Here is a 22,875-nt window from a genome sequence, read left to right as displayed (position 1 = left end):
GCTCCTGGACGGCCGGATGTTCTGACCCGAACCATGATGGCGGCCCCCGGACAGCGCCCCTGACCATCGCAGATACGTTCACTCGATGAGGTGATCGATCATCCGACAGACACTCATCCGACTACTGCTGCGTCCCGGTGATTCCGTGTCGGAAGGCGTAGGCGACCGCCTGCGCCCGGTCCCGCACCGCCGTCTTGGCGAACAGATTGTTGATGTGGGTCTTCACGGTCGCCGGACTGACGAAGAGCCTCCGGGCGATCTCGGCGTTGGACAGCCCCTCGGCGATCAGCGCCAGCACCTCGGCCTCCCGGACGGTCAGCCCGTCGGGCAGCTCCCCCAGCCGCGCCGCAGGCCGATCGGCGGTCTTCCCGGAGCCGGTCGGCTGCTCCGAAAGCCTTTCCAGCAGGCGGAGTTGTACCTGCGGGGAGAGCCCGGCCGCGCCCGAGCGGACGTCCGCGATGGCCCTCGCGATCTCCTCGGCGCCGGCGTCCTTGGTGAGGTAGCCGCGGGCCCCCGCCTGGAGCGCCGGGAACAGCGAGTCGTCGTCGGCGTAGGTGGTGAGCACCACCACCTCGGTCTCCGGGTGCGCGGCACGAATCCGCCGGGTCGCCTCGACGCCGTCGCAGCGCGGCATCCGCAGATCCATCAGCACCACGTCCGGGTGATGACGCTCCACCAGGGCGACCGCCTCCTCCCCGTCCCCCGCCGCACCGACCACCTCGATGCCGGGCAGCAGCCCCAGCAGCATCACGATGCCCTCGCGCACCACCGTCTGGTCGTCCGCGACCAGCACCCTGGTCGCCCCCGCCGCCGTCATGCCGGCACCCGCAGCAGCACGCGCCACCCTCCGTCCTCCGGGCCCGCCAGCAGCGTGCCGCCGAGCAGTTCCGCGCGTTCGCGCATTCCCAGCAGACCGTACCCACTGCCGCTGTCGGCCAGCTCCCCCGGCTGCGGCCGGTCCTCGGACGGGCCGCGCGGCGGCCGGGCGTTGCGCACCTCCAGCTCCACCGCCCCCTCCAGGTAGCGCAGTCGGACGGAGCAGCGGGCGCCGGCCGCGTGCTTGCGGACGTTGGTCACCGCCTCCTGCGCGGTGCGCCGCACCGCGAGGGCGGCCTCGGCGGCGAGCGGCCGGGGCGTGCCGGTGACGGTGAGCTCGGCACGCTCCCGCCCTGCCAGCTCGACCAGGAACTCCCCGACCGGGGTGAACTCCCCGCGCAGCGCGGACAGCGCCTGCCGGGTCTCGGCCAGCCCGTCCTGCGCCATCCGCCGTGCGGCGACGACCCGTTCGCGGATCTGCTCGCGGTCCGTCCCGGCGTCCAGCATCAGCCGGGCCGCCTCCAGGTGGACGAGCTGCGCGGACAGGCTGTGGGCGAGCACGTCGTGGATCTCCCGGGCGATCCTGGCCCGTTCGGCGAGCGCCGCGCTCTCCGCCTCGGCGGCCCGGGCGGCCCGCTCCTGGGCGAGCAGCCGGCGGGAGGTGCCGCGCGCCTCGATGTCCAGCCGCAGCAGGTAGCCGAGCAGGGTGATCCCGCCGACGGTGGCCGCGATGCTGAGCCAGCTCGACGTGGTCACCGCCGCGTACGAGGCCAGCGTGGCCGCCGCGGTGATCAGCCCGGGCGCGGGCGGCATCCGGACCAGCGCCATCACCGCCAGGCCGTACCAGAGCACATCGGCGAGCAGGCTCGCCCCACCGGTGTTGGCCAGCCACGCGGCGCCGACCAGCGCCCCGGTCAGCAGGTACGCGGGCAGCGCACGCTGCTCCCGGGTGGCGCGCAGCCAGGCCGCGCAGAGCCCGAAGGCCGCGACCAGTCCGGCCGTCGCGGCCACCGCCGCCCAGCCGGCGTACCTGCCGTCGGCGAGGGTCCCCCAGGTGACGGTGGCCACCAGCACGATGCGGCCCAGCACGGTCAGGGCCCGCCGCGGCCGGCTCTCGGCCTCGCGGTCCATCCCCTCGCGGGACGGCCAGCGGGTCCAGTACCAGCCGGCCACGGCTGCCTCCTCGGTGCTCAGGGCGGTGCTCACGGCGGCACTCAGGGCGGTGCTCACGGCGATGGGTCGGTGCGGCGGGATCGGTGCGGTTCAGTGCAGGAGGGCCGTGGGGGGCGCGGGCTCCAGCGCCCGGGCCCTCCAGTTCACCACGAGCGAGCGGACCAGCAGCAGGACCGCCATGCCGAGCATCAGGGAGCTGCCGGACTGGTGGACGTGCAGCGCCCCGCCGATCCCGTACAGGCCGAGTCGGATGGCGAGCATCCCGATCCAGGCGGCGACCGTGGCCTTGGTGCCCTTGAGCAGGACCGAGCCGTCCGCGGCCCGCCAGAGCCGTACGGTCCAGCCCCAGACGGAGCCCATCGCGAGCACGGCGACCAGCCCGACGGCCAGCAGGCCCCCGGACAGCACGGCGTGCCGGTGGTCGATGATCTGCGGGTCCCGCAGCGCGAGCGCGCCCAGGATCAGCGGAAGGATCCAGAAGCGGCGCTCGGAGTCCAGGCGCTGCACGCGCATCTGGCGCCGGACGACCAGGACCAGCACCGCGGCGACCACGAGCAGGTTGGTGAGGGTGGTCATCGGACTACTCCGTCCCGTGGAGAGGCTTGTTGCTGACCTCTCCGACGCTACGGATTCGCCCGTTCCCGCTGATCGGAGCCGGGGTGGACCCAGGGTGGAACGCGAACGGCCGGGCCTCCACCCACGGGTGGAGGCCCGGCCGTACGGGACGTGCGGGGCGCGCGGGACGCCCGCCCGTGTCAGGCGTCGATGCGCGAGCGGTCCAGGGTGGCCGCCGAGTCCACGATGAACTCCTTGCGCGGGGCGACGTCGTTGCCCATCAGCAGGTCGAAGATCCTCTCGGCCTGCTCCAGGTCGCCCAGGTTGATCCGGCGCAGCGTGCGGTGGCGCGGGTCCATGGTGGTCTCGGCCAGCTGGTCGGCGTCCATCTCGCCCAGACCCTTGTAGCGCTGCACCGGCTCCTTCCAGCGCTGCCCCTTGCGCTGGAACTCCAGCAGCGTGGAGCGCAGTTCGGAGTCGGAGTAGGTGTAGTGGTACTTCTCCTGGCCGCGCTTGGGGTTGGTGAGCTCGATCCGGTGCAGCGGCGGCACGGCGGCGAAGACCCGGCCCTGCTCGACCATCGGCCGCATGTAGCGGTGGAAGAGGGTGAGCAGCAGAGTGCGGATGTGCGAGCCGTCGACGTCGGCGTCGGCCATGAAGATGACCCGGCCGTAGCGGGCCTGGTCGATGTCGAAGGTGCGGCCCGAACCGGCCCCTATCACCTGGATGATCGCGGCGCACTCGGCGTTCTTGAGCATGTCGCTCACCGAGGCCTTCTGGACGTTGAGGATCTTGCCGCGGATCGGCAGCAGCGCCTGGAACTCGGAGTTGCGGGCGAGCTTGGCGGTGCCGAGCGCGGAGTCCCCCTCGACGATGAACAGTTCGCTGCGGTCGACGTCGTCGCTGCGGCAGTCGGCCAGCTTGGCGGGCAGCGAGCTGGTCTCCAGCGCGGTCTTCCGGCGCTGGGCCTCCTTGTGCTGCCGGGCGGCGACCCGGGTGCGGGCGGCCGCGACGACCTTGTCCAGCACGGCCCTGGCCTGGAGCTTCTGGTCCTTCTTGGCCGAGGTGAGGAAGGCCTTGAGCTCCTTGGCGACGACGGCGGCGACGATCCGGTTGGCCGCCGAGGTGCCGAGCACCTCCTTGGTCTGGCCCTCGAACTGCGGCTCGGCGAGCCGGACGGTGACCACCGCGGTGAGGCCCTCGGTGGCGTCGTCCTTGGTGATGTCGTCCTCGGCCACGCGCAGCAGCTTGCTCGCGCGCAGCGCCTCGTTGACCGTCTTGGCCAGCGAGCGCTCGAAACCGGTGACGTGGGTGCCGCCCTTGGGGGTGGCGATGATGTTGACGAAGGAGCGCAGGGTGGTGTCGTAACCGGCGCCCCAGCGCAGCGCGATGTCCACGCCGAGGGTGCGGGTGACCTCGGTGGGGGTCATGTGGCCGAGGTCGTCCAGGACCGGCACGGTCTCCTTGAAGGTGCCCTCGCCACGCAGCCGCAGCACGTCGCAGACCGGCTTGTCGGGGGCCAGGAACTCGCAGAACTCGGCGATGCCGCCGTCGTAGCGGAAGACCGACTCCTCGATCTGCTCGCTCTCGGTGAGGCGCTCGTCACGCACCACGATGGTCAGCCCGGGGACCAGGAAGGCGGTCTGCCGGGCGCGGCTGTGCAGCGTCTCCAGGGAGAGCTTGGCGTCCTTGAGGAAGATCTGCCGGTCGGCCCAGTAGCGGATCCGGGTGCCGGTGCGGGTCTTGGGCACCTTGCGGGCCTTGGTCAGGCCGTTGCCGGGCTCGAAGGGCGCGTCCGGGCTGGTCTCGGTGAAGATGCCGGGAGTGCCGCGGCGGAAGCTGATCGCGTGGGTGTGCCCGCCGCGGTCGACCTCGACGTCGAGGCGGGCGGAGAGCGCGTTGACGACCGAGGCGCCGACACCGTGCAGACCGCCGGAGGCCGCGTAGGAGCCGCCGCCGAACTTGCCGCCGGCGTGCAGCTTGGTCATCACGACCTCGACGCCGGACAGCCCGGTCTTGGGCTCGACGTCGACCGGGATGCCGCGCCCGTTGTCCCGGACCTCGACCGAGGAGTCGGGGTGCAGCACGACGTCGATGCGGTCGCAGTAGCCGCCGAGCGCCTCGTCGACGGAGTTGTCGATGATCTCCCAGAGGCAGTGCATCAGGCCGCGGCTGTCGGTCGAGCCGATGTACATGCCCGGGCGCTTGCGGACCGCCTCCAGGCCCTCCAGGACGAGCAGGTGCCGCGCGGTGTAGTTGGAACCGTCGTCGCCGGCCAGCAGCGCGGACGGCACGGTCGTTTCGGCACTCACGCGGCACTCTCCTCGGTGAAGTTCTGTCTCATCGGTCACATCCGGACGCATCCGGACCAAACGCCAGTGCAGCACGCCGCACCGACACCCGTCGCCCTGCGTGCCCGATCCCCTGCACCGGGTGCGCAGCACGACGGGCCGGCCCCGCGCAGCTTGTACGCGCTGCGCGAACAAGCACCGCACCCGGGCGCGGGCCCCGGGGGCGCCATCTCCTCCCGGTACCACCGGTCCTGGCGGATCGTGGGGCCCGGTGCAGGCTCCGGAACTGCCGTTATGCAGGCTACCGGGGCCCGGGGCGGGGCTTATGCTCCAACCCGGCAGAGGATTATGCTACGCGGACGCCGCACCCGATCCCGATCGGGCGTTCGAGCGGCGGGCGGATCCCGGGATTTCGGCACGCATGAACCACCGACGCCCGGGGCACGTCCTCATCAACACAGCAGAATCCTCAGAGAAGAAAAGCCACGAGCGGGAACGTTTTCGGCCTGGTTGGATGTTGACCCTGGTACGACAGCTCGTCGAGCTAGAGAAGAGGCGACGTGACTACTGTTCTGACCCCTGCGAGCCCGCTCACCGCGGCTGACCGCTGCGACCGCTGCGGCGCCCAGGCCTACCTGCGCGTCGTACTCGCCAGCGGCGGAGAGCTGCTCTTCTGCGCCCACCACGGCCGGAAGTTCGAGCCCGAGCTCAAGAAGATCGCCGTGGAGATACAGGACGAGAGTGGCCGTCTGACCACGACCGTCGCCACGGCCGCAGACGAAGAGCGCTGATCCCGGGCGCCAAAACCAGCAGCCGGCGTCGTGCTGTGTCCGGTCGCGCACCGCGCGCGACCGGTGAGCCGGGCGGCCGACCCCTTCGGGGGCCGACCGCCCGGCTCTGCTGTACCCGGCGCGCCGCCTTCCCGGGCCCACCGACGGCCCGGCTCGCACGGGCGGTGAAGCCGACGCGGCGTCAGATTCCGGCGCCGGCAGGTGATCGGCCGCTCACCCACTGCGATGGTCATGGCGCCGGACACGACACCGCGTCCGCGGGCGGTCACAGGACCGCGTGCACCGCGTCCGCGACCGAGGACACCCTGGTGTAGACGCCGGGGTGAGCCGCCTCGGCGCAGCCCGTCCCCCAGGACACCAGGCCGACCAGCCGACCGTCGACGATCATCGGGCCGCCGCTGTCGCCCTGGCAGGCGTCCTTGCCGCCCCGCTCCTCGCTCGCGCAGACCATGCTCCGGGCGTCGAACTTTCCGTCCGGCCCTCCCGGGTAGGCCTGCGCGCAGGTGCGGTCCGGCACGATCGGCACGGACACCCCACGCAGCGTGGGCGAGTAGTCGCCCCGCCCCGTGGTGTCGCCCCAGCCGTACACCTGCGTCGTGGTCCCGGCCGCGTACGGTGCCGTCTCGCCCTGGCCGACCAGTCCGACCACCGGCCGGGCGCCCTGGGACTCGGCGAGGGTGAGCACCGCGACGTCGTTCATGTTGGCGGCGAAGGAGTAGTCGGGATGGATCCAGACCGACCGCACCGCCACCTCGCGGCCGGCCGTGCTCCGCATGTCGTCCCGGCCGACGATCACCTTGAGGCCCGGCCGCTCGACCCGACCCCTGGCCTCGTCGTAGAAGCAGTGCGCGGCCGTCACCACCTTGGTCGGGGTGACCAGCGCGCCCCCGCAGAACTGGCCGGAACGGCCGCCGCCGAACTGCTGGCGACTGGACAGCGCCACGATCCACGGGTGGTCCGCGGTGCTCGCCGCGGTCCCGCCGACCACCCGGCGCTGCGCCTCGGCCGGCGCCGCGGTGCCGACGGCGACCAGCGGTACGGTCACCGCGGCGATCAGCGCCAGCACGGCGGCCCTGCGGCGGCGGCCCGCCCGGACTGCGGCCGGATCGGCCCGGTCGGCGAGGTCGGCCGGGAACGGGGTGGGCGTCGGCAGGTCAGTGCGGTCCGGCTCGGTCGGCACCGTGACTCCAGGGGGCTCGGAAGCAGGCAACCGGCACAGCGTAGGTGACCGGCTACACGGTGCGACCGCTTCCCGCCGCCCGGCCACCCGGACGAGGGACAACCACCACCCGGACGCTGACGCACCCGGCCCGGGCAGCCACGAAGGCCCGGAGCCGTGCGGCTCCGGGCCTTCGTGCGGAACGGTGTGGAACGACTGCCGTCGATCAGTCCAGGTAGTCGCGCAGCACCTGGGAGCGCGACGGGTGGCGCAGCTTCGACATGGTCTTCGACTCGATCTGGCGGATGCGCTCACGGGTGACCCCGTACACCTTGCCGATCTCGTCCAGCGTCTTCGGCTGGCCGTCGGTGAGGCCGAAGCGCATCGAGACCACGCCCGCCTCGCGCTCGGACAGGGTGTCCAGCACCGAGTGCAGCTGCTCCTGGAGCAGGGTGAACGAGACCGCGTCGGCCGGGACGACCGCCTCGGAGTCCTCGATCAGGTCACCGAACTCGCTGTCGCCGTCCTCGCCCAGCGGAGTGTGCAGGGAGATCGGCTCGCGACCGTACTTCTGGACCTCGATGACCTTCTCGGGGGTCATGTCGAGTTCCTTGGCCAGCTCCTCCGGGGTGGGCTCGCGGCCCAGGTCCTGGAGCATCTGGCGCTGGACGCGGGCCAGCTTGTTGATGACCTCGACCATGTGCACCGGGATGCGGATGGTGCGGGCCTGGTCGGCCATGGCGCGGGTGATCGCCTGGCGGATCCACCAGGTGGCGTAGGTCGAGAACTTGTAGCCCTTGGTGTAGTCGAACTTCTCGACCGCACGGATCAGACCGAGGTTGCCCTCCTGGATCAGGTCCAGGAAGAGCATGCCGCGACCGGTGTAGCGCTTGGCCAGCGAGACCACCAGGCGGAGGTTGGCCTCCAGCAGGTGGTTCTTGGCCCGGCGGCCGTCCTCGGCGATGATCTCCAGCTCGCGCTTGAGCTTCGGGGCGAGCTTGTCGGCGGCCGAGAGCTTGTCCTCGGCGAACAGGCCGGCCTCGATGCGCTTGGCGAGCTCGACCTCCTGCTCGGCGTTGAGCAGCGGGACCTTGCCGATCTGCTTCAGGTAGTCCTTGACCGGGTCGGCGGTGGCGCCGGCGACGGCGACCTGCTGGGCCGGCGCGTCGTCCTCGTCGTCGTCGGAGAGGACGAAGCCCTCCGACTCCTCCTCCGGACCGGTGCCCTCGGCCTCGGCCTTGTCGCCGGGCAGAGCGACGTCCTCGAGCAGCTCCTCCTCGCCGAGCAGCTCCTCGTCGCCCTTGGCGCCCTTGCCGGCGGCCGTCTTCTTGGCGGCGGTCTTCTTGGCGGGCGCGGCGGTCTTCTTGGCCGCGGCCTTCTTGGCCGGGGCGGCCTTCTTCGCGGCCGACTTCACCTCGGTGACGACGCCGGTCGTCGCCTCGGCGGTGATCTCGGCGGAGACGGTGGGAGCCGGGGCCGCGGCGGCGGCGACGGCCGGAGCCGCGACGGGGGCGCCGGGGGCGATCCGCACCGGCGGCTTGGTCGGGGCCGACGGGGCGGCCGGGGTCCGGGTGGTGACAGCCTTGGTGGCGGTGCGCTTGGTGGGGCTCTTGGCGGCAACGCTCTTGCGCTTGGCGCCGGCCGGTTCGGCCGCGCTGACCATGAGGTCCACGCCCTCCTCAATCAGCACCTGATTGAGGCTGCGCATGACGTTCTTCCACTTGGTGACCGGGATCTGGTCCGCCTCGAACGCCTGGCGCACGTCGTCACCGGCGATCTGCCCCTGGGCCTTGCCCCGCTCGATGAGCGCCAGCAGAGCCGCGGACTCGGCGATCTCGGGGGGAAGCGAACGGGATGTGCTGGCCGACACGAACAACCTCTCGGACGATGAGTGGACTCGAACCCGTACCGGCCGCCCGAGCGGGCGGGGAAGGAGATCGCGCGCCGGACGCGCGGTGTCGATTCCGACCGACTCGGGCTTGAGGACTGGGTTTGCAGGACGGCAGCAGCGCCGCGGACCAACACAGCATTCTGACATGTTGGAGTATTCCGGAGCTGCTTCCGCTCAGGACACATCGCTGCTACTCGTCAAGTGTTACGCATGGCCTTCGTGTCGCGGGTCACACCATCCGGCGCCCGCGACCGGGGGCCGCTTCCATCATCGCGCACTCGCGGAGCGAACCATTGTCATGGACAGGCCCGAAAATCGGCCCGCCTCTCACCGGCGGCTTTCCCGGGCCCGCCTTTCGGCGGTACGCCCCGAAGGGCTCCTCGGCCTCGATCCCGGCTCCGGCTCCGGCACCGGCACCGGGCGGCGGGCAGGCGGGCAGGCGGGCAGGCGGGCAGGCGGGCAGGCGGGGGGCGACGGCATGCGGAGGCCCTCCGGCTGCGCCGCGCGGTGCGGTCGGAGGGCCCTGGCGGGAGCGGGCCGCCGCCATCCGGCGCCTCCGCTCGTGGAGAACAGCCCGTTCAGTGCTCCCTGGGCGCGGGGACGGACGGCTCGATCTCGGGATGCACGGTGAGCAGCGCCCTCATCGCGGCCTCGCCCGCGGTGCCGTCGCCGGCGCCCAGCGCGTCCACCAGCCGGGCGTGCAGGCCGACCGAGGACTCGGAGGGCCGCTCGCAGGAGATCGCCGGGCCGCCGGAGACCTGCAGCGCGCAGGCGACGATCCCGGACAGGTGCTCCAGCATCCGGTTTCCGGCCAGCTGGAGGATCAGGCCGTGCAGCTCGGCGTCGGCCCGGGTGTAGGTGGAGAGGTCGGCCTGGGAGGCGGCGTGACCCATGATCTCGACCAGCTCGACCAGGCGCTGCTGGACGTCCTCGCGGCCGTGGCCGGCGGCGAGCCGGGCGGCCAGCGGCTCGATCGCCCAGCGGAGCTCGAACAGCTCCCGGCGCTGCTCGTCCCGCTGCGGTCCGAAGGCGCGCCACTCGATGATGTCCGGGTCCAACAGGTTCCAGTCGCCGACCGGGCGGACCCGGGTGCCGACGTTCGGCCGGGCGCTGACCAGGCCCTTGGCCTCCAGCACGCGCAGCGACTCGCGGACGACGGTCCTGGAGACCTCGAAGCGCTGGCCGATCTCCTCGGGCACCAGCGGGCGGTCGGCGCCGAGGTCGCCGGAGACGATCATCTGGCCGAGCTGCTGGACCAGCTGGCCGTGCAGACCGCGACCGCGACTGCTGGTGGTCTTGCGACCGACCCGGGCGATGTCGGACTCGGCGCCCTCCCAGCGGGGCGCCGGCGGAGTCGGCCGGTCGGCGTACGAGAAGCGGTCCAGGTCGCCGGGGCCGTGGATCGGCCCTTCGGCGGAACGGGCGGGGGTCATGGTGGGGTGCGCAAGGGTACTCACGCCTCCTTTGTCGGCGATCGGCAGGCGTGGCTTGAGAATTCTCGTGAAAAGCACACGAAAGGGTGATCGACCGTGACTGGATAATTGACTTCTTATCAGGAAGAAACGCGCATTGCGGTCACTGCTGGTCGATCTTGGAAGACCCGGGCAGGACGGTTTCCGCCGGGCAGCCGCACGGCCCGGCCGGGCCCCGCACGGGCGGCTCCACGCGGTGGGGCGCTACAGGGCGCGGCGGCGGGCCTGGACCAGCAGGGCGGCGATCAGCAGGAGCACCGCGGGGGCCACGACCGCGGCGAGCAGCACCGGATCGGTCAGCGCCACGCTCCCGGCCACCGCCCCGTGCGCACCGCCGTACACCCAGGCGTAGGCCGACTCGATCCCGGACTGGAACGGCAGCAGCTCGGCCGCCCGGATCGGCCACGGCCTTCCGGTGTGACGCAGCAGCAGCGCAACGCCGGACTCCAGCAGCGGTGGCAGGGCGCACAGCAGCAGTACCCCGGCCGCGGCGCTGCGGGTCAGCGAGGCGGTCAACAGCCCGGTCCAGCCCGCCGCCACGATGAGCAGGACGAAGGCCAGCAGCGTGGCGGGCACCCCCTGACCGGCCACCAGTCCGAGCGGGGCGAACACGCCCGGCAGGTCGGACAGCCCGGACAGCCCGGCGCCGTTCAGCGCCTCGGCCACCCGGCCCGACAGCGCGGCCGGGTCCGCCCAGGCCGCCACGGCGACGCCGTCCGGCAGCGCGACGTGCACGACCACCGTGTCGAGCAACAGGGTGGCCAGCGCCAGCAGCGCCGCCACCGGGCCGATCACCAGCAGCTTGGCCAGCAGCAGCCGGACCCGGCGCGGGTACGACACGTGGGAGGCCGGCAGCCCCGGGTGGCGCACCTCGTGCCCGTACGAGAGCGCGCCCAGCACGCCTGCGCCAAGCGCCGCGAAGGGCAGCGGGACCAGCGGGAGGGCGGCGGTCAGCAGCCGCACCCCGGCCGCGGCCCCCAACGGCCCGTCCGGGGTCCGGCTCGCCAGTACGGCGGCCAGGACGGCGTCGCCGAGCAGCACGGCGGCGAGCAGCACCCAGGTGGAAGGCAGGCCGCGCAGGCGGCGCAGCTCGTAGGCCAGGACATGCACGGTTCACTCGCTCCGGTGGTCGTCGGGGGTGGCAGGGGCCGCGGGGGTGGCGGGCGTCTTGCGGGGCTGGGCGGGGGTGGCAGGAACGGCGGGGGCCGTGGGCTGGGCGGTGGAGGCCCGGACCGCGGGGGAGCCCGAGGCGGGGTGGCGGAGGCGGACGGTGTCGTCGGCGAGCAGGTCCTCGGTGCTCTCCCGGCAGCCCAGAGGCCGGACCCGGATGGGCGCCTGGGGCAGGGCCGGGACCGGGTCGTCGCGGAAGAGCCGGTCGACGGCCACGGTGGGGGCGGGTTCGGCAGCGGCGTCGGGCCCGGTCTTCGCGGTCGACTCCGGGCGACGGCCTCCGGGCTCCGGGCGACGGGCGGCCGAGCCGAGGGCAGGGAGCGCGGCGGCGGGGAGAGCGGCGACGGCCGCGGCGGGCAGGGCGCGAGTGGGCAGCGAGCCGTCCTGCAGGAGGCGGTGTGGGGCGCTGCGCCTCGGGTCGGTGGTGCCCTCGGCCGCGGGGGCGGGGGCGGCAGGGGCAGAGGTGGCAGGGGCAGTGGCCGGCGCGGCTTCGGTGGCGACGGCCGGTGCGACCGGGACCGGGGTCGCCGTGGGTTCGGCCGGGGGCGGCACCGCTTCGGTCGGGGCTGACGCGGCGGCCGGTTCGGTGGTGCGCTCCGGGCCGCTCGGCCCGGCCCCGGGTTCCGGATCGAGGCGGGGACGGCCGGAGCCGCCCGAGCCGGTCGGCAGGACGATCCGCGGCGCCGGCTGCTCGACCACCCGGTCGGCCAGCTCGTGCAGCAGAATCCCGTGACGGTAGGCGAGTTCGCCGATCTCGGTGCGGTCGATGCCGGCCACCGCGAGACCCACGTTGCCGTCCCGCCGGACCTCCGCGCCCTGGCTGACCAACAGGTCGGCCAGCCGCGCCATCTGCGGCCCCCGGACGGCCACTTCGGGGTTGATCCTGGTCCGCCGGAACTCCGCGACCGGCTGGTCGGCGACCAGGCGGCCGCGGTCCAGGGTGACCACCCGGTCGGCGATCTGCGAGGCCTCCTGCGGGGTGCGGGTGGTCACCAGGACGGTGCCGCCCGCGTCACCGAAGGAGCGCAGGAAGGAGTGGAACCACTCGACGTTGCGCGGCGACAGGCCCTCGGCGGGCTCGTCCAACAGCAGCGCGCCGGGGTCGCCGAGCAGGGCGGCGGCCAGGGCCAGACGGCGGTGCATGCCGGGCGAGAAGCTGCGCAGCCGCTGCCCGGCAACGGTGGCCAGCCGGGTCTGTTCCAGCAGTTCGTCGGCCCGCCGAACCGGGACGCCGACGGCCGCGGCGAGCATCCGCAGGTGGCTGCGCGCCCTGCGGCCCGGGTGCCCGGCCACCGCGGCGTCCCCGGTGCCGGGCAGCAGCACCCCGACCTCGCGCTCCGGGTGGCGCAGCCGCCGGTAGGGGCGGCCATCGAAGAGCGTGACCCCCTGGCCGGGTTCGAGTTCGAGCATCAGCCGCAGCGCGGTGGACTTGCCCGCTCCCTCGGCACCGAGCAGCGCCGTCACCGTGCCGGGCCGGGCGTCGAAGGTCAGATCGAGCACCGCGGGCGGAGCACCCTTGCAATAGACCTTGGTCAGTCCGGTGATCTGGATCATCGCTGGCTGCTCCCATGCCGTCGGCCGACCTGCTCGACGCGGAGCGCCCCTGACGGGCATGCACCCGCTCGGCTCCGCGCCAGCACATTAGGGGGCGGCGACGGCTATTCCGGGCATTACGGGAACGGCACGGGCCCACCGACTGCCCGCCTCACCCGATCAGGGGACAATCCGATCCTGCGATTCACGGGCGGCGGCCGGTTCGTTCCGGAGGACTCCGACGCGGAGCTGTCTGCGGTGCTTCGCCGGCTGTGCTGCTTCGACGGCTGTGGCGCCTGAGGCCGGGCGGAACGCCGTACCCGCGAGGGACGTCCCTATAGCGTGTCGGGCCAGGGCAGGGGCGGGAGCTGCTCGTCGCCGCACACCGCGTGGAACTCGTCGACGGCGGCCTGGCCCTCGACCATGATCTCGCCCAGCCGTTCGCGCTCGGCGGCCAGCCGCTCCTGCACGGCGGCGATCGCCTCGGGCGCCGCGCGCTCGGCCTGCAGCGCGGCCAGTTCCCGTTCCGTGGCGGTGGTGGTCGTGTCGAGGCTCCGATAGTCCGCCGCCAGCCGCTCGATGAGGATCCGCTGGTTGGCGCAGTCCTCGATGGCCATCGCGGGGCTCCCTGGGCCGGAAGGCCTCCGGCCCGGCGGCCGGAGCGTCCACCGATACTCTGCGCCGTCGTCCCCTGGTTCGCAGCCCGGCCGGGCCATTCGGCTGCCGGGGCCGCGGTGGGCCGGGTTCGGGGCCCGCAGGGGTTCAGGACTCCGGACGGAGCATGGGCGGGTTGAGGACGGTGGCACCACCGGCGGTGAACAACTGGGCTGGGCGGCCGCCCTGACGGGTCGTCGTACCGCCGGAGGGCAGCAGGAAGCCGGGGGTGCCGGTGACCTTGCGGTGGAAGTTCCGCGGGTCCAGCACCACGCCCCAGACGGCCTCGTAGACCCGGCGCAGCTCGCCGACGGTGAACTCGGTCGGACAGAAGGCGGTGGCGAGGGAGGAGTACTCGATCTTGGAGCGGGCGCGCTCCACGCCGTCGGCGAGGATCAGGCCGTGGTCGAAGGCGAGCGGGACGCCGTCGGCCGGGTTCTCGCCGAGGAGCTCGCCGACCGGGGCCCAGCGGGCGCTGCTGGCGTCGCCGCCGGCCCGGGGCGTCGGGAGGTCGGGAGCGAGCACCAGGTAGGCGACGCTGACCACGCGCATCCGGGGGTCGCGCTGCGGGTGGCCGTAGGTGGCGAGCTGCTCCAGGTGGGCGCCGGCCGCGCCGGGGCCGACCGCGTCATGGCCGGGGGCGGTGTGGGCGCGCAGGCCGGTCTCTTCGGCCAGCTCGCGGGAGGCGGCCTCGGCCAGGCCCTCGTCCGGACGGACGAAGCCGCCGGGCAGCGCCCAGTACCCCTGGAACGGCGGCTCGCCTCGTCTGACGAGCAGGGCGCAGAGCGAGTGGTCGCGCACCGTCAGCACCACCAGGTCAACCGTGACAGCGAACGGAGGGAAGGCCGACGGATCGTAACGCGACATGGCGACGATCATAGTCGTCTCTCTGACGATAAGCACAGGCCCGTGTGTGGAACGCGAGGGCCGGTGCCCCACGCCCTGGCCTGCGCGGCCCTGCGCGAGCCGCTCACCGCCACGCGGGGCCGGGAGCGGGCGGGCGCGGCGTCGGTGACCGAGCGTCACCGACGCCGGGGCGTGGTCGGGTGGCGACGAGCTCAGCGGGCGACGAGTTGCAGGTCCGCGGACGCCTCCTCCACCATCGCCACGCCGATCCGGCTCACCCGGACGGAGAAGGGCTCGCCCGCCACCCGCAGACCGGTCAGCTCCAGCTCGCCGAGCGGTGCGGTGCTCGCCGGGCGGACCAGCACCCGGCCACCCGGGACGTCGGGCCGGACCCCGGCGAGGGCGAACACCGCGTGCACGGCACCGGCCGCGGAGACCGCTGCCGGGCGGCAGGCGGCCGGGTGGGGCACCGGCGGGCAGCCGAGGACGCGCTGCTCCCCCGCGTACATCTCCGGCAGCCGCCCCTCGAAGTGGGCGCTCGCGGCGAGCAGGCCCTCCAGCAGGGTGCCGGCCTCGTTCTCGTGACCGGCCTCGGCCAGTCCGGCGACCGCCAGTGCCGTCTCGTGGACCCGCACCGCGCCGCCGCGGTGACCCAGTGGGTTGAAGCGGGGCGACTTGGCGCTCAGGGTGCGCAGGCCCCAGCCGCTGTCCAGCTCCGGCGCGGCCAGGCGCTGGGCGAGCAGCCGGGTCTGCTCGCGGTCCAGCAGGCCGTCGTGCCGACCACCGTCGACGGCGAGCCCGGTGTCCAGCAGGTGCACGAGGGAGGAGGCGACGGCGGGCAGCGGCTGACCGCCCGGGGCCAGGCCGGCCGCGGGGCGGCCGCCGGACAGGTCGTCGATCCAGAACCGCTCGCGGAAGCGCCCGCGCAGCGCGGCGGCCCAGCCTCGCCAGTCCTCGGCGCCCGGCCGGCCGAAGGCCTCCAGCAGCTCGGCCCCGTGCAGGGCGGCGCGGTGGGCCTGCGCCTGGACCTCGGCGCGGGCGGCGACCGGTTGGGCGGAGCGCTCCTCCACCGGGCGGCTCAGGTCGGCGACGAAGCCGTCGACCAGGCCCTCGCGCAGGGCGGCCAGGGCCCGTTCGGCGGCCGGGAGCAGCTCGGCGACCTCCGCCGGGGGCAGGCCCCAACGCCACGCCTCGGCCAGCACGGTGACGAACAGCAGGGTGGCCTCGGTGGCGGTGCAGGTGGGCGGCAGCTCGGGACCACCGTGGCGCAGGGCGCCGGGCAGCAGGCCCTCGGGGCGGCCCGGGGCGGGGGCGAGCTGCTGGCGGCGGGCCAGCGCCCGGAGGGTGCCGGCCGCCAGCCGGGTGCCGAGCGGCAGGGTCAGCCGCGCGGCCCAGAGCGCGTCGGCCGGAGCGAGGCCGAAACGCCAGGGCGCGCCGGAGGCCGGGTACAGGTCGGTCGGGCGGTCCGGGTCGGCGAACAGCAGCCCGCCGAGGGCGTCCAGCGAGCGTGAGACCAGTGGGGCGGCCCGGGTGTCGTCGCTGCGGACCTCGGGCTCGGACCAGGGCAGCGGGACGCCGGTGCCGCGGCCGCCCGGCGGGCGCGGGCCACCGGTGGCGCTCTCCAGCTGGGTGTGCAGCTCGACCGACCAGCGGGCGCCGGGCTGGACCTCCAGGTCCCAACGGAGCACGCCGGCGCCGGCCAGGACGGCGTGCGGGGAGGGCTTGGCACTGACCACGGCACTGTGGACGGTGCCCGTCCAGCGCAGTCCGGCGGACTGCACCTGCCCCGGCAGGTCGGGCTGACGGTGCCCGGCGGCGATCTCGGCGACCGGGCCGAGGTCGGTGCCGAGGGCTATCTCCAGCGGCAGCCGGGCGGGCCGCGGACCGGTGTTGCGCACGACGACGGTCTCCACGCCGTCCGCGTGCCGCAGCCGCTCGACGGTGAGCGCAGGGTCCGGGTCGAGGTCGCCGGGGAGGCGGACGGCGCCGAGGAAGCGGGCCTGGGCGGTGCTGGTCAGGGTGCCCTGGAGCGGCAGCGGCTCCATGCCGCCCAGCCGCAGCTCCATCCGGGCGAGCGCCCGGACGCCGTTGCGGTAGAAGCCGTGCAGGCCGTGGCCGCGCAGCTGGCCGTCGGGGCCGGAGGCAGCCATCGCCGGGGCGTTGACACAGATCACCGCGTGGTGGACGGCGGGCGGCTGCGGGCGCGGCGGGGCCGCGGGGCGGGCCGGACCGGCCGGTGCGCCCGCGGGCCCGGCCGCCGGGGCCTGGTCGGGGCGGCCCACCGGCCTGGGCGGCGCGCCGACCACGCTCTCGGCCGGCATGGCCTGTGGTGGCCTCATGGCGGTCACCGGACTCTCCTCCCCTCGGCGGTCCGGTGGCCGGGTCAGGCCGGTGGGCCGCTAGCGTGCTCGATCACGTGCTGTTGGTGCCGGGCCGACGGGGCCGTCCCGTCGGCGGTGTGCCGTGTCTGGCCGTACCCGGTGTCGGGTCGTGCCATGCGGTGCGCGGTACCGGACCGGTACCGGCGCGCCGCTCCTTCGTTCCGGGGCGCGTCACCGTGCCCGGCACGCCGTCAGGTCCATCGTTCCGGACCGCCGGTGACGCCCTTCCCCGCGGCCCGGACCCGCCGGACCGCCCGGCCCCGCGGGGCGACCCGTCGTGCTGTCGTACGCGGCGGCCGAGGCTGCCGGTGCCCGGGCGGCCGGGCCCGCACCGCCCGGCGATCGGCCCGCTCGGACCGGGTGCAGGCCACCGGAGTCAACGCCGCGCACCGCCACCAGGTCACGCCCCGTTGCTGCGCCGCTGGTCGGGGCGGCCCTGCCGGGCGGCGTACCCCCTCCGTCGGAACGTCACGGGGCCCTCGCCGCGACCACGTCACCGTCCGCGGGCCCGGGGCCGGCACCCGTCGTACAGGCCGCCGTCGGACCTGCTCGGGCCGGGCTTCGGCCGGGGTCGGCCGTCCGGTCGGACGGACGGGGCGGTCGAACCGGTGCTCGACCGCCGCCAGGATACGGTGCGGGGGTCGCGGCCCCCGCACCCGGTGACCCCGTGAACCGCGACGCCACCGCTGTGACCAGCAGAGACCGAGGAGTTGCATGTCCACCATCAGCCGGCTGCCCGGGATTGTCACGACCGACCACATCTTCCAGCTGCCGCTCGACCACGCCGCCCCTCAGGGCGAGCAGATCGAGGTGTACGCCCGTGAGGTGGTGGCGGCGGGCCGCGAGCGGGACGACCTTCCCTGGCTGGTCTTCCTCCAGGGCGGGCCGGGTGGCAAGGCCACGCGCCCGAACGGCCGGGACGCCTGGTTGGACCGCGCCCTGGACGACTACCGGGTGCTCCTGCTGGACCAGCGCGGCACCGGGCGGTCCACCCCCGCGACCCGGCAGACCCTCGCCCGGCGCGGCGGCCCGCAGGAGCAGGCGGACTACCTGGCCCACTTCCGCGCGGACTCGATCGTCCGGGACGCCGAGCTGATCCGCGAGCGGCTGCTCGGTGCCGACCGGCGCTGGAGCGTGCTCGGCCAGAGCTTCGGCGGCTTCTGCACCCTCACCTACCTCTCCATCGCCCCCGAGGGGCTGACCGAGGCCTTCATCACCGGTGGCCTCGCCGGCCTCGGCAGCTCCGCCGACGACGTCTACCGCGCCGCCTACCCGCGGGTGGTCGGCAAGAACGAGGACCACTACGCCCGGTTCCCCCAGGACGTCCAGGCGGTGCGCCGGATCGCGGCCCACCTCGCCGACTCCCCCGCGACCCTGCCGGACGGCGGGCTGCTCACCGTCGAGGCGTTCCAGGCGCTCGGCATGCTGCTCGGCGGCGGCAGCGGCTCCGGCACGCTCCACTACCTGCTGGAGGAGGCCTGGGTGGAGGGCGCCGCCGGGCCCGAGCTCTCCGACACCTTCCTGGCCGGCGCCCAGGCCCAGCTCTCCTTCGCGGGCGGCCCGCTGTACGCGGTGCTGCACGAGTCGATCTACGGCCAGCGGTCGGTGGACCAGGGCGGCACCGCCTGGGCGGCCGAGCGGGTCCGCAAGGAGTTCCCGCGGTTCGACGCCCGGTCCGCGCTGGAGTCCGACGCGCCGGTGCTGTTCACCGGGGAGATGATCTACCCCTGGATGTTCGACACCGACCCGGCGCTGCGCCCGCTGAAGGAGACCGCGGACCTGCTCGCCGCCCGCACGGACTGGCCCGACCTGTACGACCGGGCGCGGCTGGCCGCCAACACCGTGCCGGTCGTGGCGGCGGTGTACCACGACGACATGTACGTGGACACCGCCGACTCGTTGGAGACCGCCCGCGCGGTGCGCGGCCTGCGGACCTGGATCACCAACGAGTGGGAGCACGACGGCCTTCGGGTGAGCGGCGGCAAGGTGCTGGACCGCCTGATCAGGATGGCGCAGGGCGAGGCGTAGCGGCCCTCGGGCCGGCGCCGCGGCGCGGAGCGGCTCAGTGCGCATGGTGGCCTCCTCTCGCCGCCCGTCGGACACCCCGGCAGCGGTGGAGGCCGGTGCGGGCCGCGGCCGGCGCGCAGGCCGCGGCCCGGCCGAGTCGCAGGCCCCGGGTGGACCGCTCCCCGCACGCCCGGGCGTGCCGGGGCGCCGCGGCACGCCCGGGCGCCGACAGCAGGCCCACCGCCGCCCCGGCTCCGCCGCCCGCCGACTCCGGGCCTTCGGGGCCGGACGGGGCGCCCGGGCCCGGATCGGCCGCCGGCGCCGGCACCGTGGACGAGCCCTTCCGCCGACCGCCCCGCCGGTGCCGCCGACCGCCGGCGGACCGCCCGGTCCGCGCCTCGGGGACACCACCCGACCCCGGGGCAGCGGGCCCGGAGCCCGCTTCGTCACGGCACGGCGCACCCTCGGCGCCGGGAACTCCGCCCGCCGGAGGCCTCGGTCCGTCGGCCGGGGCCTGCGGACCTGGATCCTCGCGCCGGCGCCGCTGCGCCTCGACGGCGGCCAGCAGGCCCTGGGGCGTCATGCCGTCGTTGAGCGACTCGTACAGCAGATCGGCCAGCAGGTAGCCCGGGGCGAGCCCCAGGACGTGGCCGAGCACGACCCTGGCCGTCGCCGTGTCCCCGGCGACCCAGGACGTCCAGGCCAGCAACGTCAGCGGAGCCACCGCACAGCCCTCGTACGGCGCCACGGCCCGCCGGGCGAGGAAGCGCCAGAGCCGCTCCGCCGGGGCCAGCTCGGCGGGCCGGGCGTACTCGACGCCGCGGTCCCGCACCAGGCGGTCGCGCAGGGCGAGCAGCAGCTGGGCCGTCCGCTCCGCGTCCAGCTCCCGGGCTCCGGCCCGGAACTCGGCGACTGCCTGGTCGAGCAGGGCGATGCGCTGCTCCCTGGCGAGGGCGTCCACGGCCTCGACCCGGGCGAACGCCTTCCGCTGGACCTCGGCCTCCGGCGGACCGATCGGGGCCAGCCCGCCGATGATCGCCTTCCGGCTGCCACGCGGCACCAGCCCGGCGACCGTCGCGGCGGCGGCCGCCGGACCGGGCTCGGGGCTGCGCCGCACCGGATTGCCCGCCGCGTCGCAGCACCCGTCACCGCGGCAGAGGAAGGACCACCAGCGACCGTCCGAGACGCACAGCGACTCCTTGACGGCCACGCCCCGACGTCCGAAGGCCGCTCGGAGCGCATCCGCCAGCGGCCGCAGCCCGTCCACCACCGGCGGAGCGTGCGCGGCGCCGCGATCCTGGCAGAGGTAGAGCAGCACCTGGAGCGGCCGGGCCCCGTGCCGCTCGGAGAGGGCGATCAGCAGGGCGGCCGTCTCCTCCGCCGCGGCCGGCCACTGCTCGGGCGAGCGCGGCAGGTCCGCCCGGATCACCCCGCCCTGGTGCAGGCCGGGGCCGTGAAGCCCCACCGCGACGATGCTGTCGTCGGGGTAGAAGCCCAGGAAGTAGGGAAGCAGCTCGGCCATGTCGGCCGGACCGCGCATGACGACCGGCCGGTGGTCGGAGGCCGGGCCGAGGGACAGAATGACGTGTTCGTTGTTCATCGCGTTCATGGCCGCAAGAGTGGACGCAATGCGCGAAAGATGCCGGACCCGACTTTTTTCTGTGGATAACCCCGCCCCCGAATTTCCCTTCACTCATTCGGAGCAGGCGACACGCCCTCCCGAGAGTGGATTTTGACTTCCGTTCAGCCGACCAGCGGATGAAATACACCCCGCCTTCCCCGGCCTCTCCTCCCCCGCATTCGTCGCTTGTCGGCGGTACGGGGTTACATGGACGCCATGCAGCAGCCCGACATCCACACCACCGCCACCGCCGACCGCGCCGAGGTCCGGGCGCGGGCCGAGGCCGTCCTGCGCGAGCTCGCCGGCCCCGGAGCCACCCTGCGCGAGGACCAGTGGACGGCCATCGAGGCCCTCGTGGTCGACCGCCGCCGTGCCCTGGTCGTCCAGCGCACCGGTTGGGGGAAGTCCGCGGTCTACTTCATCGCCACCGCCCTGCTCCGGGCCCGCGGCGCCGGGCCGACGGTGATCGTCTCGCCACTGCTCGCCCTGATGCGCAACCAGGTCGAGTCCGCCGGCCGGGCCGGCATCCACGCCCGCACCATCAACTCGGCCAACACCGACGAGTGGGCCGCGATCCAGGAGGAGGTCGCCACCGGGAAGGTCGACATCCTGCTGGTCAGCCCCGAACGGCTGAACAACCCGGACTTCCGTGACCAGGTGCTGCCCGAGCTCGCCGCCTCCACCGGCCTGCTGGTGGTCGACGAGGCCCACTGCATCTCGGACTGGGGGCACGACTTCCGCCCCGACTACCGACGGCTGCGCACCATGCTCGCGGACCTGCCGCCCGGTGTCCCGGTGCTGGCCACCACCGCCACCGCCAACGCCCGGGTCACCGCCGACGTCGCCGAGCAGCTCGGCACCGGCGCCACCGACGAGCACGCCCTAGTGCTCCGCGGGCCGCTCGACCGGGAGAGCCTCACCCTCGGCGTGCTCTCCCTTCCCGACCCGGCGCACCGCCTCGCCTGGCTGGCCGACCACCTCGACCGGCTCCCCGGCTCGGGCATCGTCTACACCCTGACGGTGGCCGCCGCCGAGGAGGTGACGGCCTTCCTGCGCGAGCGCGGCTTCCCGGTGGCCTCCTACTCCGGCCGCACCGAGGACGCCGAGCGCCGCACCGCCGAGGCCGACCTGCTGGCCAACCGGGTCAAGGCGCTGGTCGCCACCTCCGCGCTCGGCATGGGCTTCGACAAGCCCGACCTCGGCTTCGTGGTGCACCTCGGCTCGCCCAGCTCACCGATCGCCTACTACCAGCAGGTCGGCCGGGCCGGGCGCGGGGTGGACCGGGCCGAGGTGCTCCTGCTGCCCGGGCGGGAGGACGAGGCGATCTGGCGCTACTTCGCCTCGCTGGCCTTCCCGCCCGAGGAGCAGGTGCGCCGCACCATCGACGCGCTCGCCGAGGCCGGCCGGCCGCTCTCCACCGCCGCCCTGGAGCCCCGGGTGGACCTGCGCCGGGCCCGGCTGGAGACCATGCTCAAGGTGCTCGACGTGGACGGCGCCGTCCGCCGGGTCAAGGGCGGCTGGACGGCCACCGGCCAGAGCTGGGAGTACGACACCGCCCGTTACGCCAAGGTCGCCGCCTCCCGGGAGGCGGAACAGCGGGCGATGCGCGACTATGCGGCCGGCACCGACTGCCGGATGGAGTTCCTGCGCCGCCAGCTGGACGACGAGCAGGCCGCGCCCTGCGGCCGGTGCGACAACTGCGCGGGGCCGCTGCACACCCCGGACGTCTCCGCCGAGACGCTGGGGGCCGCCCGGGCCGCGCTCGGCCGGCCGGGCGTGAGCTTCGAGCCGCGCCGACTCTGGCCCACCGGGATGGACGCGCTCGGGGTGCCGCTCAAGGGCCGGATCCCGGTGGGCGAGCAGGCGGAGACGGGCCGGGCGCTCGGCCGGCTGTCCGACATCGGCTGGGGCAACCGGCTGCGCACCCTGCTCGCCGACCAGGCGCCGGACGTTCCGGTGCCCGGCGAGGCGGTGGACGCCCTGGTGGCGGTGCTCGCCGACTGGGCCCGCGGTCCGGGCGGCTGGGCCGGGCCCGCGACGACGGAGGGCGCCCGGCTGGAGCGGCCGGTCGGCGTGGTGACGATGGCCTCCTCGGCCAGGCCCCGACTGGTCGGCAGCCTGGGCGCGCGGATCGCCGAGATCGGGCGGCTGCCGCTGCTCGGCCGGATCGAGTACGCCGGCGGGCTGCCCCCGCACGGCGCCCGCAGCAACAGCGCCCAGCGGCTGCACTCACTGGCCGGCGCGCTGGTCCTGCCGCCGGAGGTGGAGCAGGCGGTGGCGGCCGCCGGCGGGCCGGTGCTGCTGGTGGACGACCTCGTCGACTCGGGCTGGACGGTGACCGTGGCCGCCCGGCTGCTGCGCCGAGCGGGGGCGAGCGCGGTGCTGCCGCTGGTGCTGGCCGTGCAGGGGTGACGGGGCGGCGGAAAGCCGCCGCGGGGCCCTCCGGCCCGGGAACCCTTCCTCACCCGAATGGCCTAACAGAAAGGATCAGGCGAAGCGATTTCGATCACACCGG

General features: G+C 74.6%; 16 protein-coding genes. 3 read left to right on the top strand and 13 right to left on the bottom strand.

Translation table 11 applies throughout. The annotated features are described in order from the left end of the window. Window positions 1–121: 121 nt before the first annotated feature. From ACZ5OX_RS32990 to ACZ5OX_RS32975, 4 genes are all read right to left on the bottom strand, one after another. Window positions 122–817, bottom strand: a complete 696-nt coding sequence (locus tag ACZ5OX_RS32990) for a response regulator transcription factor (protein ID WP_465635145.1) — start codon at window positions 815–817, stop codon at window positions 122–124. Further along, window positions 814–1,947 (bottom strand): sensor histidine kinase, encoded by a 1,134-nt coding sequence (locus tag ACZ5OX_RS32985; protein WP_465635189.1) that lies wholly within the window; start codon window positions 1,945–1,947, stop codon window positions 814–816. Before ACZ5OX_RS32985 ends, ACZ5OX_RS32990 begins: the two co-directional genes overlap by 4 nt. A gap of 132 nt (window positions 1,948–2,079) precedes the next feature. Next, entirely contained in the window at window positions 2,080–2,565 is a 486-nt protein-coding gene (locus ACZ5OX_RS32980; RefSeq protein ID WP_465635143.1) for a DUF1453 domain-containing protein, read from the bottom strand. Window positions 2,566–2,744: 179 nt separating this feature from the next. Continuing rightward, a complete protein-coding gene (locus ACZ5OX_RS32975) occupies window positions 2,745–4,856 on the bottom strand; it encodes a DNA gyrase/topoisomerase IV subunit B (protein ID WP_465635141.1) in 2,112 nt (703 codons plus the stop codon). 539 nt (window positions 4,857–5,395) lie between these two features. Here ACZ5OX_RS32975 and ACZ5OX_RS32970 point away from each other — a divergent pair. Then, on the top strand, window positions 5,396–5,626 hold the full coding sequence (locus ACZ5OX_RS32970) for a DUF7455 domain-containing protein (protein ID WP_465635139.1): 231 nt from the start codon (window positions 5,396–5,398) through the stop codon (window positions 5,624–5,626). Between the two features lie 265 nt (window positions 5,627–5,891). Here ACZ5OX_RS32970 and ACZ5OX_RS32965 read toward each other — a convergent pair whose 3' ends face one another. From ACZ5OX_RS32965 to ACZ5OX_RS32930, 8 genes are all read right to left on the bottom strand, one after another. Next, window positions 5,892–6,692: a S1 family peptidase gene (locus ACZ5OX_RS32965; RefSeq protein WP_465635187.1), complete on the bottom strand. Its 801-nt coding sequence runs from the start codon at window positions 6,690–6,692 to the stop codon at window positions 5,892–5,894. A 319-nt stretch (window positions 6,693–7,011) separates the two neighbouring features. Further along, window positions 7,012–8,661, bottom strand: a complete 1,650-nt coding sequence (locus ACZ5OX_RS32960) for an RNA polymerase sigma factor (protein ID WP_465635137.1) — start codon at window positions 8,659–8,661, stop codon at window positions 7,012–7,014. A gap of 593 nt (window positions 8,662–9,254) precedes the next feature. Continuing rightward, window positions 9,255–10,187: a FadR/GntR family transcriptional regulator gene (locus ACZ5OX_RS32955; protein ID WP_449791110.1), complete on the bottom strand. Its 933-nt coding sequence runs from the start codon at window positions 10,185–10,187 to the stop codon at window positions 9,255–9,257. Window positions 10,188–10,352: 165 nt separating this feature from the next. Next, entirely contained in the window at window positions 10,353–11,258 is a 906-nt protein-coding gene (locus tag ACZ5OX_RS32950; RefSeq protein ID WP_465635134.1) for a hypothetical protein, read from the bottom strand. Window positions 11,259–11,261: 3 nt separating this feature from the next. Continuing rightward, window positions 11,262–12,872 carry an ATP-binding cassette domain-containing protein gene (locus ACZ5OX_RS32945; protein ID WP_465635132.1) on the bottom strand — a complete coding sequence of 537 codons (1,611 nt, stop codon included), beginning with the start codon at window positions 12,870–12,872 and terminating at the stop codon, window positions 11,262–11,264. A gap of 314 nt (window positions 12,873–13,186) precedes the next feature. Beyond that, on the bottom strand, window positions 13,187–13,468 hold the full coding sequence (locus tag ACZ5OX_RS32940) for a hypothetical protein (RefSeq protein ID WP_465635131.1): 282 nt from the start codon (window positions 13,466–13,468) through the stop codon (window positions 13,187–13,189). 145 nt (window positions 13,469–13,613) lie between these two features. Continuing rightward, the gene (locus tag ACZ5OX_RS32935; RefSeq protein WP_359912725.1) at window positions 13,614–14,372 is read right to left on the bottom strand and encodes an NUDIX hydrolase; all 759 of its coding nucleotides are present in this window, start codon (window positions 14,370–14,372) and stop codon (window positions 13,614–13,616) included. A 191-nt stretch (window positions 14,373–14,563) separates the two neighbouring features. Further along, window positions 14,564–16,690 (bottom strand): amylo-alpha-1,6-glucosidase, encoded by a 2,127-nt coding sequence (locus tag ACZ5OX_RS32930; RefSeq protein ID WP_465635185.1) that lies wholly within the window; start codon window positions 16,688–16,690, stop codon window positions 14,564–14,566. 756 nt (window positions 16,691–17,446) lie between these two features. On the opposite strand from ACZ5OX_RS32930, the gene ACZ5OX_RS32925 reads away from it, so the two are divergent. After that, window positions 17,447–18,760, top strand: a complete 1,314-nt coding sequence (locus tag ACZ5OX_RS32925; protein ID WP_465635128.1) for an alpha/beta fold hydrolase — start codon at window positions 17,447–17,449, stop codon at window positions 18,758–18,760. A gap of 34 nt (window positions 18,761–18,794) precedes the next feature. Here ACZ5OX_RS32925 and ACZ5OX_RS32920 read toward each other — a convergent pair whose 3' ends face one another. Continuing rightward, window positions 18,795–20,348, bottom strand: coding sequence for a DUF4192 domain-containing protein (locus ACZ5OX_RS32920; protein WP_465635126.1), 1,554 nt, complete (start codon window positions 20,346–20,348; stop codon window positions 18,795–18,797). A gap of 228 nt (window positions 20,349–20,576) precedes the next feature. Here ACZ5OX_RS32920 and ACZ5OX_RS32915 point away from each other — a divergent pair, with 228 nt between their 5' ends. Further along, entirely contained in the window at window positions 20,577–22,772 is a 2,196-nt protein-coding gene (locus ACZ5OX_RS32915; protein WP_465635125.1) for a RecQ family ATP-dependent DNA helicase, read from the top strand. Window positions 22,773–22,875 lie beyond the last annotated feature (103 nt).

Source organism: Kitasatospora sp. NPDC032121 (assembly GCF_055580145.1).
The sequence above is the reverse complement of the archived record's forward strand: the minus strand, read 5'-3'. Positions and strand labels throughout refer to the sequence as shown.

What these genes read in the sequence shown, in the direction of transcription:
- ACZ5OX_RS32980 (WP_465635143.1), bottom strand. Translation starts at nt 2,565, where the DNA reads ATGACCACCCTCACCAACCTGCTCGTGGTCGCCGCGGTGCTGGTCCTG.
- ACZ5OX_RS32990 (WP_465635145.1), bottom strand. Translation starts at nt 817, where the DNA reads ATGACGGCGGCGGGGGCGACCAGGGTGCTGGTCGCGGACGACCAGACG.
- ACZ5OX_RS32940 (WP_465635131.1), bottom strand. Translation starts at nt 13,468, where the DNA reads ATGGCCATCGAGGACTGCGCCAACCAGCGGATCCTCATCGAGCGGCTG.
- ACZ5OX_RS32945 (WP_465635132.1), bottom strand. Translation starts at nt 12,872, where the DNA reads ATGATCCAGATCACCGGACTGACCAAGGTCTATTGCAAGGGTGCTCCG.
- ACZ5OX_RS32985 (WP_465635189.1), bottom strand. Translation starts at nt 1,947, where the DNA reads ATGGACCGCGAGGCCGAGAGCCGGCCGCGGCGGGCCCTGACCGTGCTG.
- ACZ5OX_RS32920 (WP_465635126.1), bottom strand. Translation starts at nt 20,348, where the DNA reads ATGAACGCGATGAACAACGAACACGTCATTCTGTCCCTCGGCCCGGCC.
- ACZ5OX_RS32925 (WP_465635128.1), top strand. Translation starts at nt 17,447, where the DNA reads ATGTCCACCATCAGCCGGCTGCCCGGGATTGTCACGACCGACCACATC.
- ACZ5OX_RS32915 (WP_465635125.1), top strand. Translation starts at nt 20,577, where the DNA reads ATGCAGCAGCCCGACATCCACACCACCGCCACCGCCGACCGCGCCGAG.
- ACZ5OX_RS32930 (WP_465635185.1), bottom strand. Translation starts at nt 16,690, where the DNA reads ATGAGGCCACCACAGGCCATGCCGGCCGAGAGCGTGGTCGGCGCGCCG.
- ACZ5OX_RS32935 (WP_359912725.1), bottom strand. Translation starts at nt 14,372, where the DNA reads ATGTCGCGTTACGATCCGTCGGCCTTCCCTCCGTTCGCTGTCACGGTT.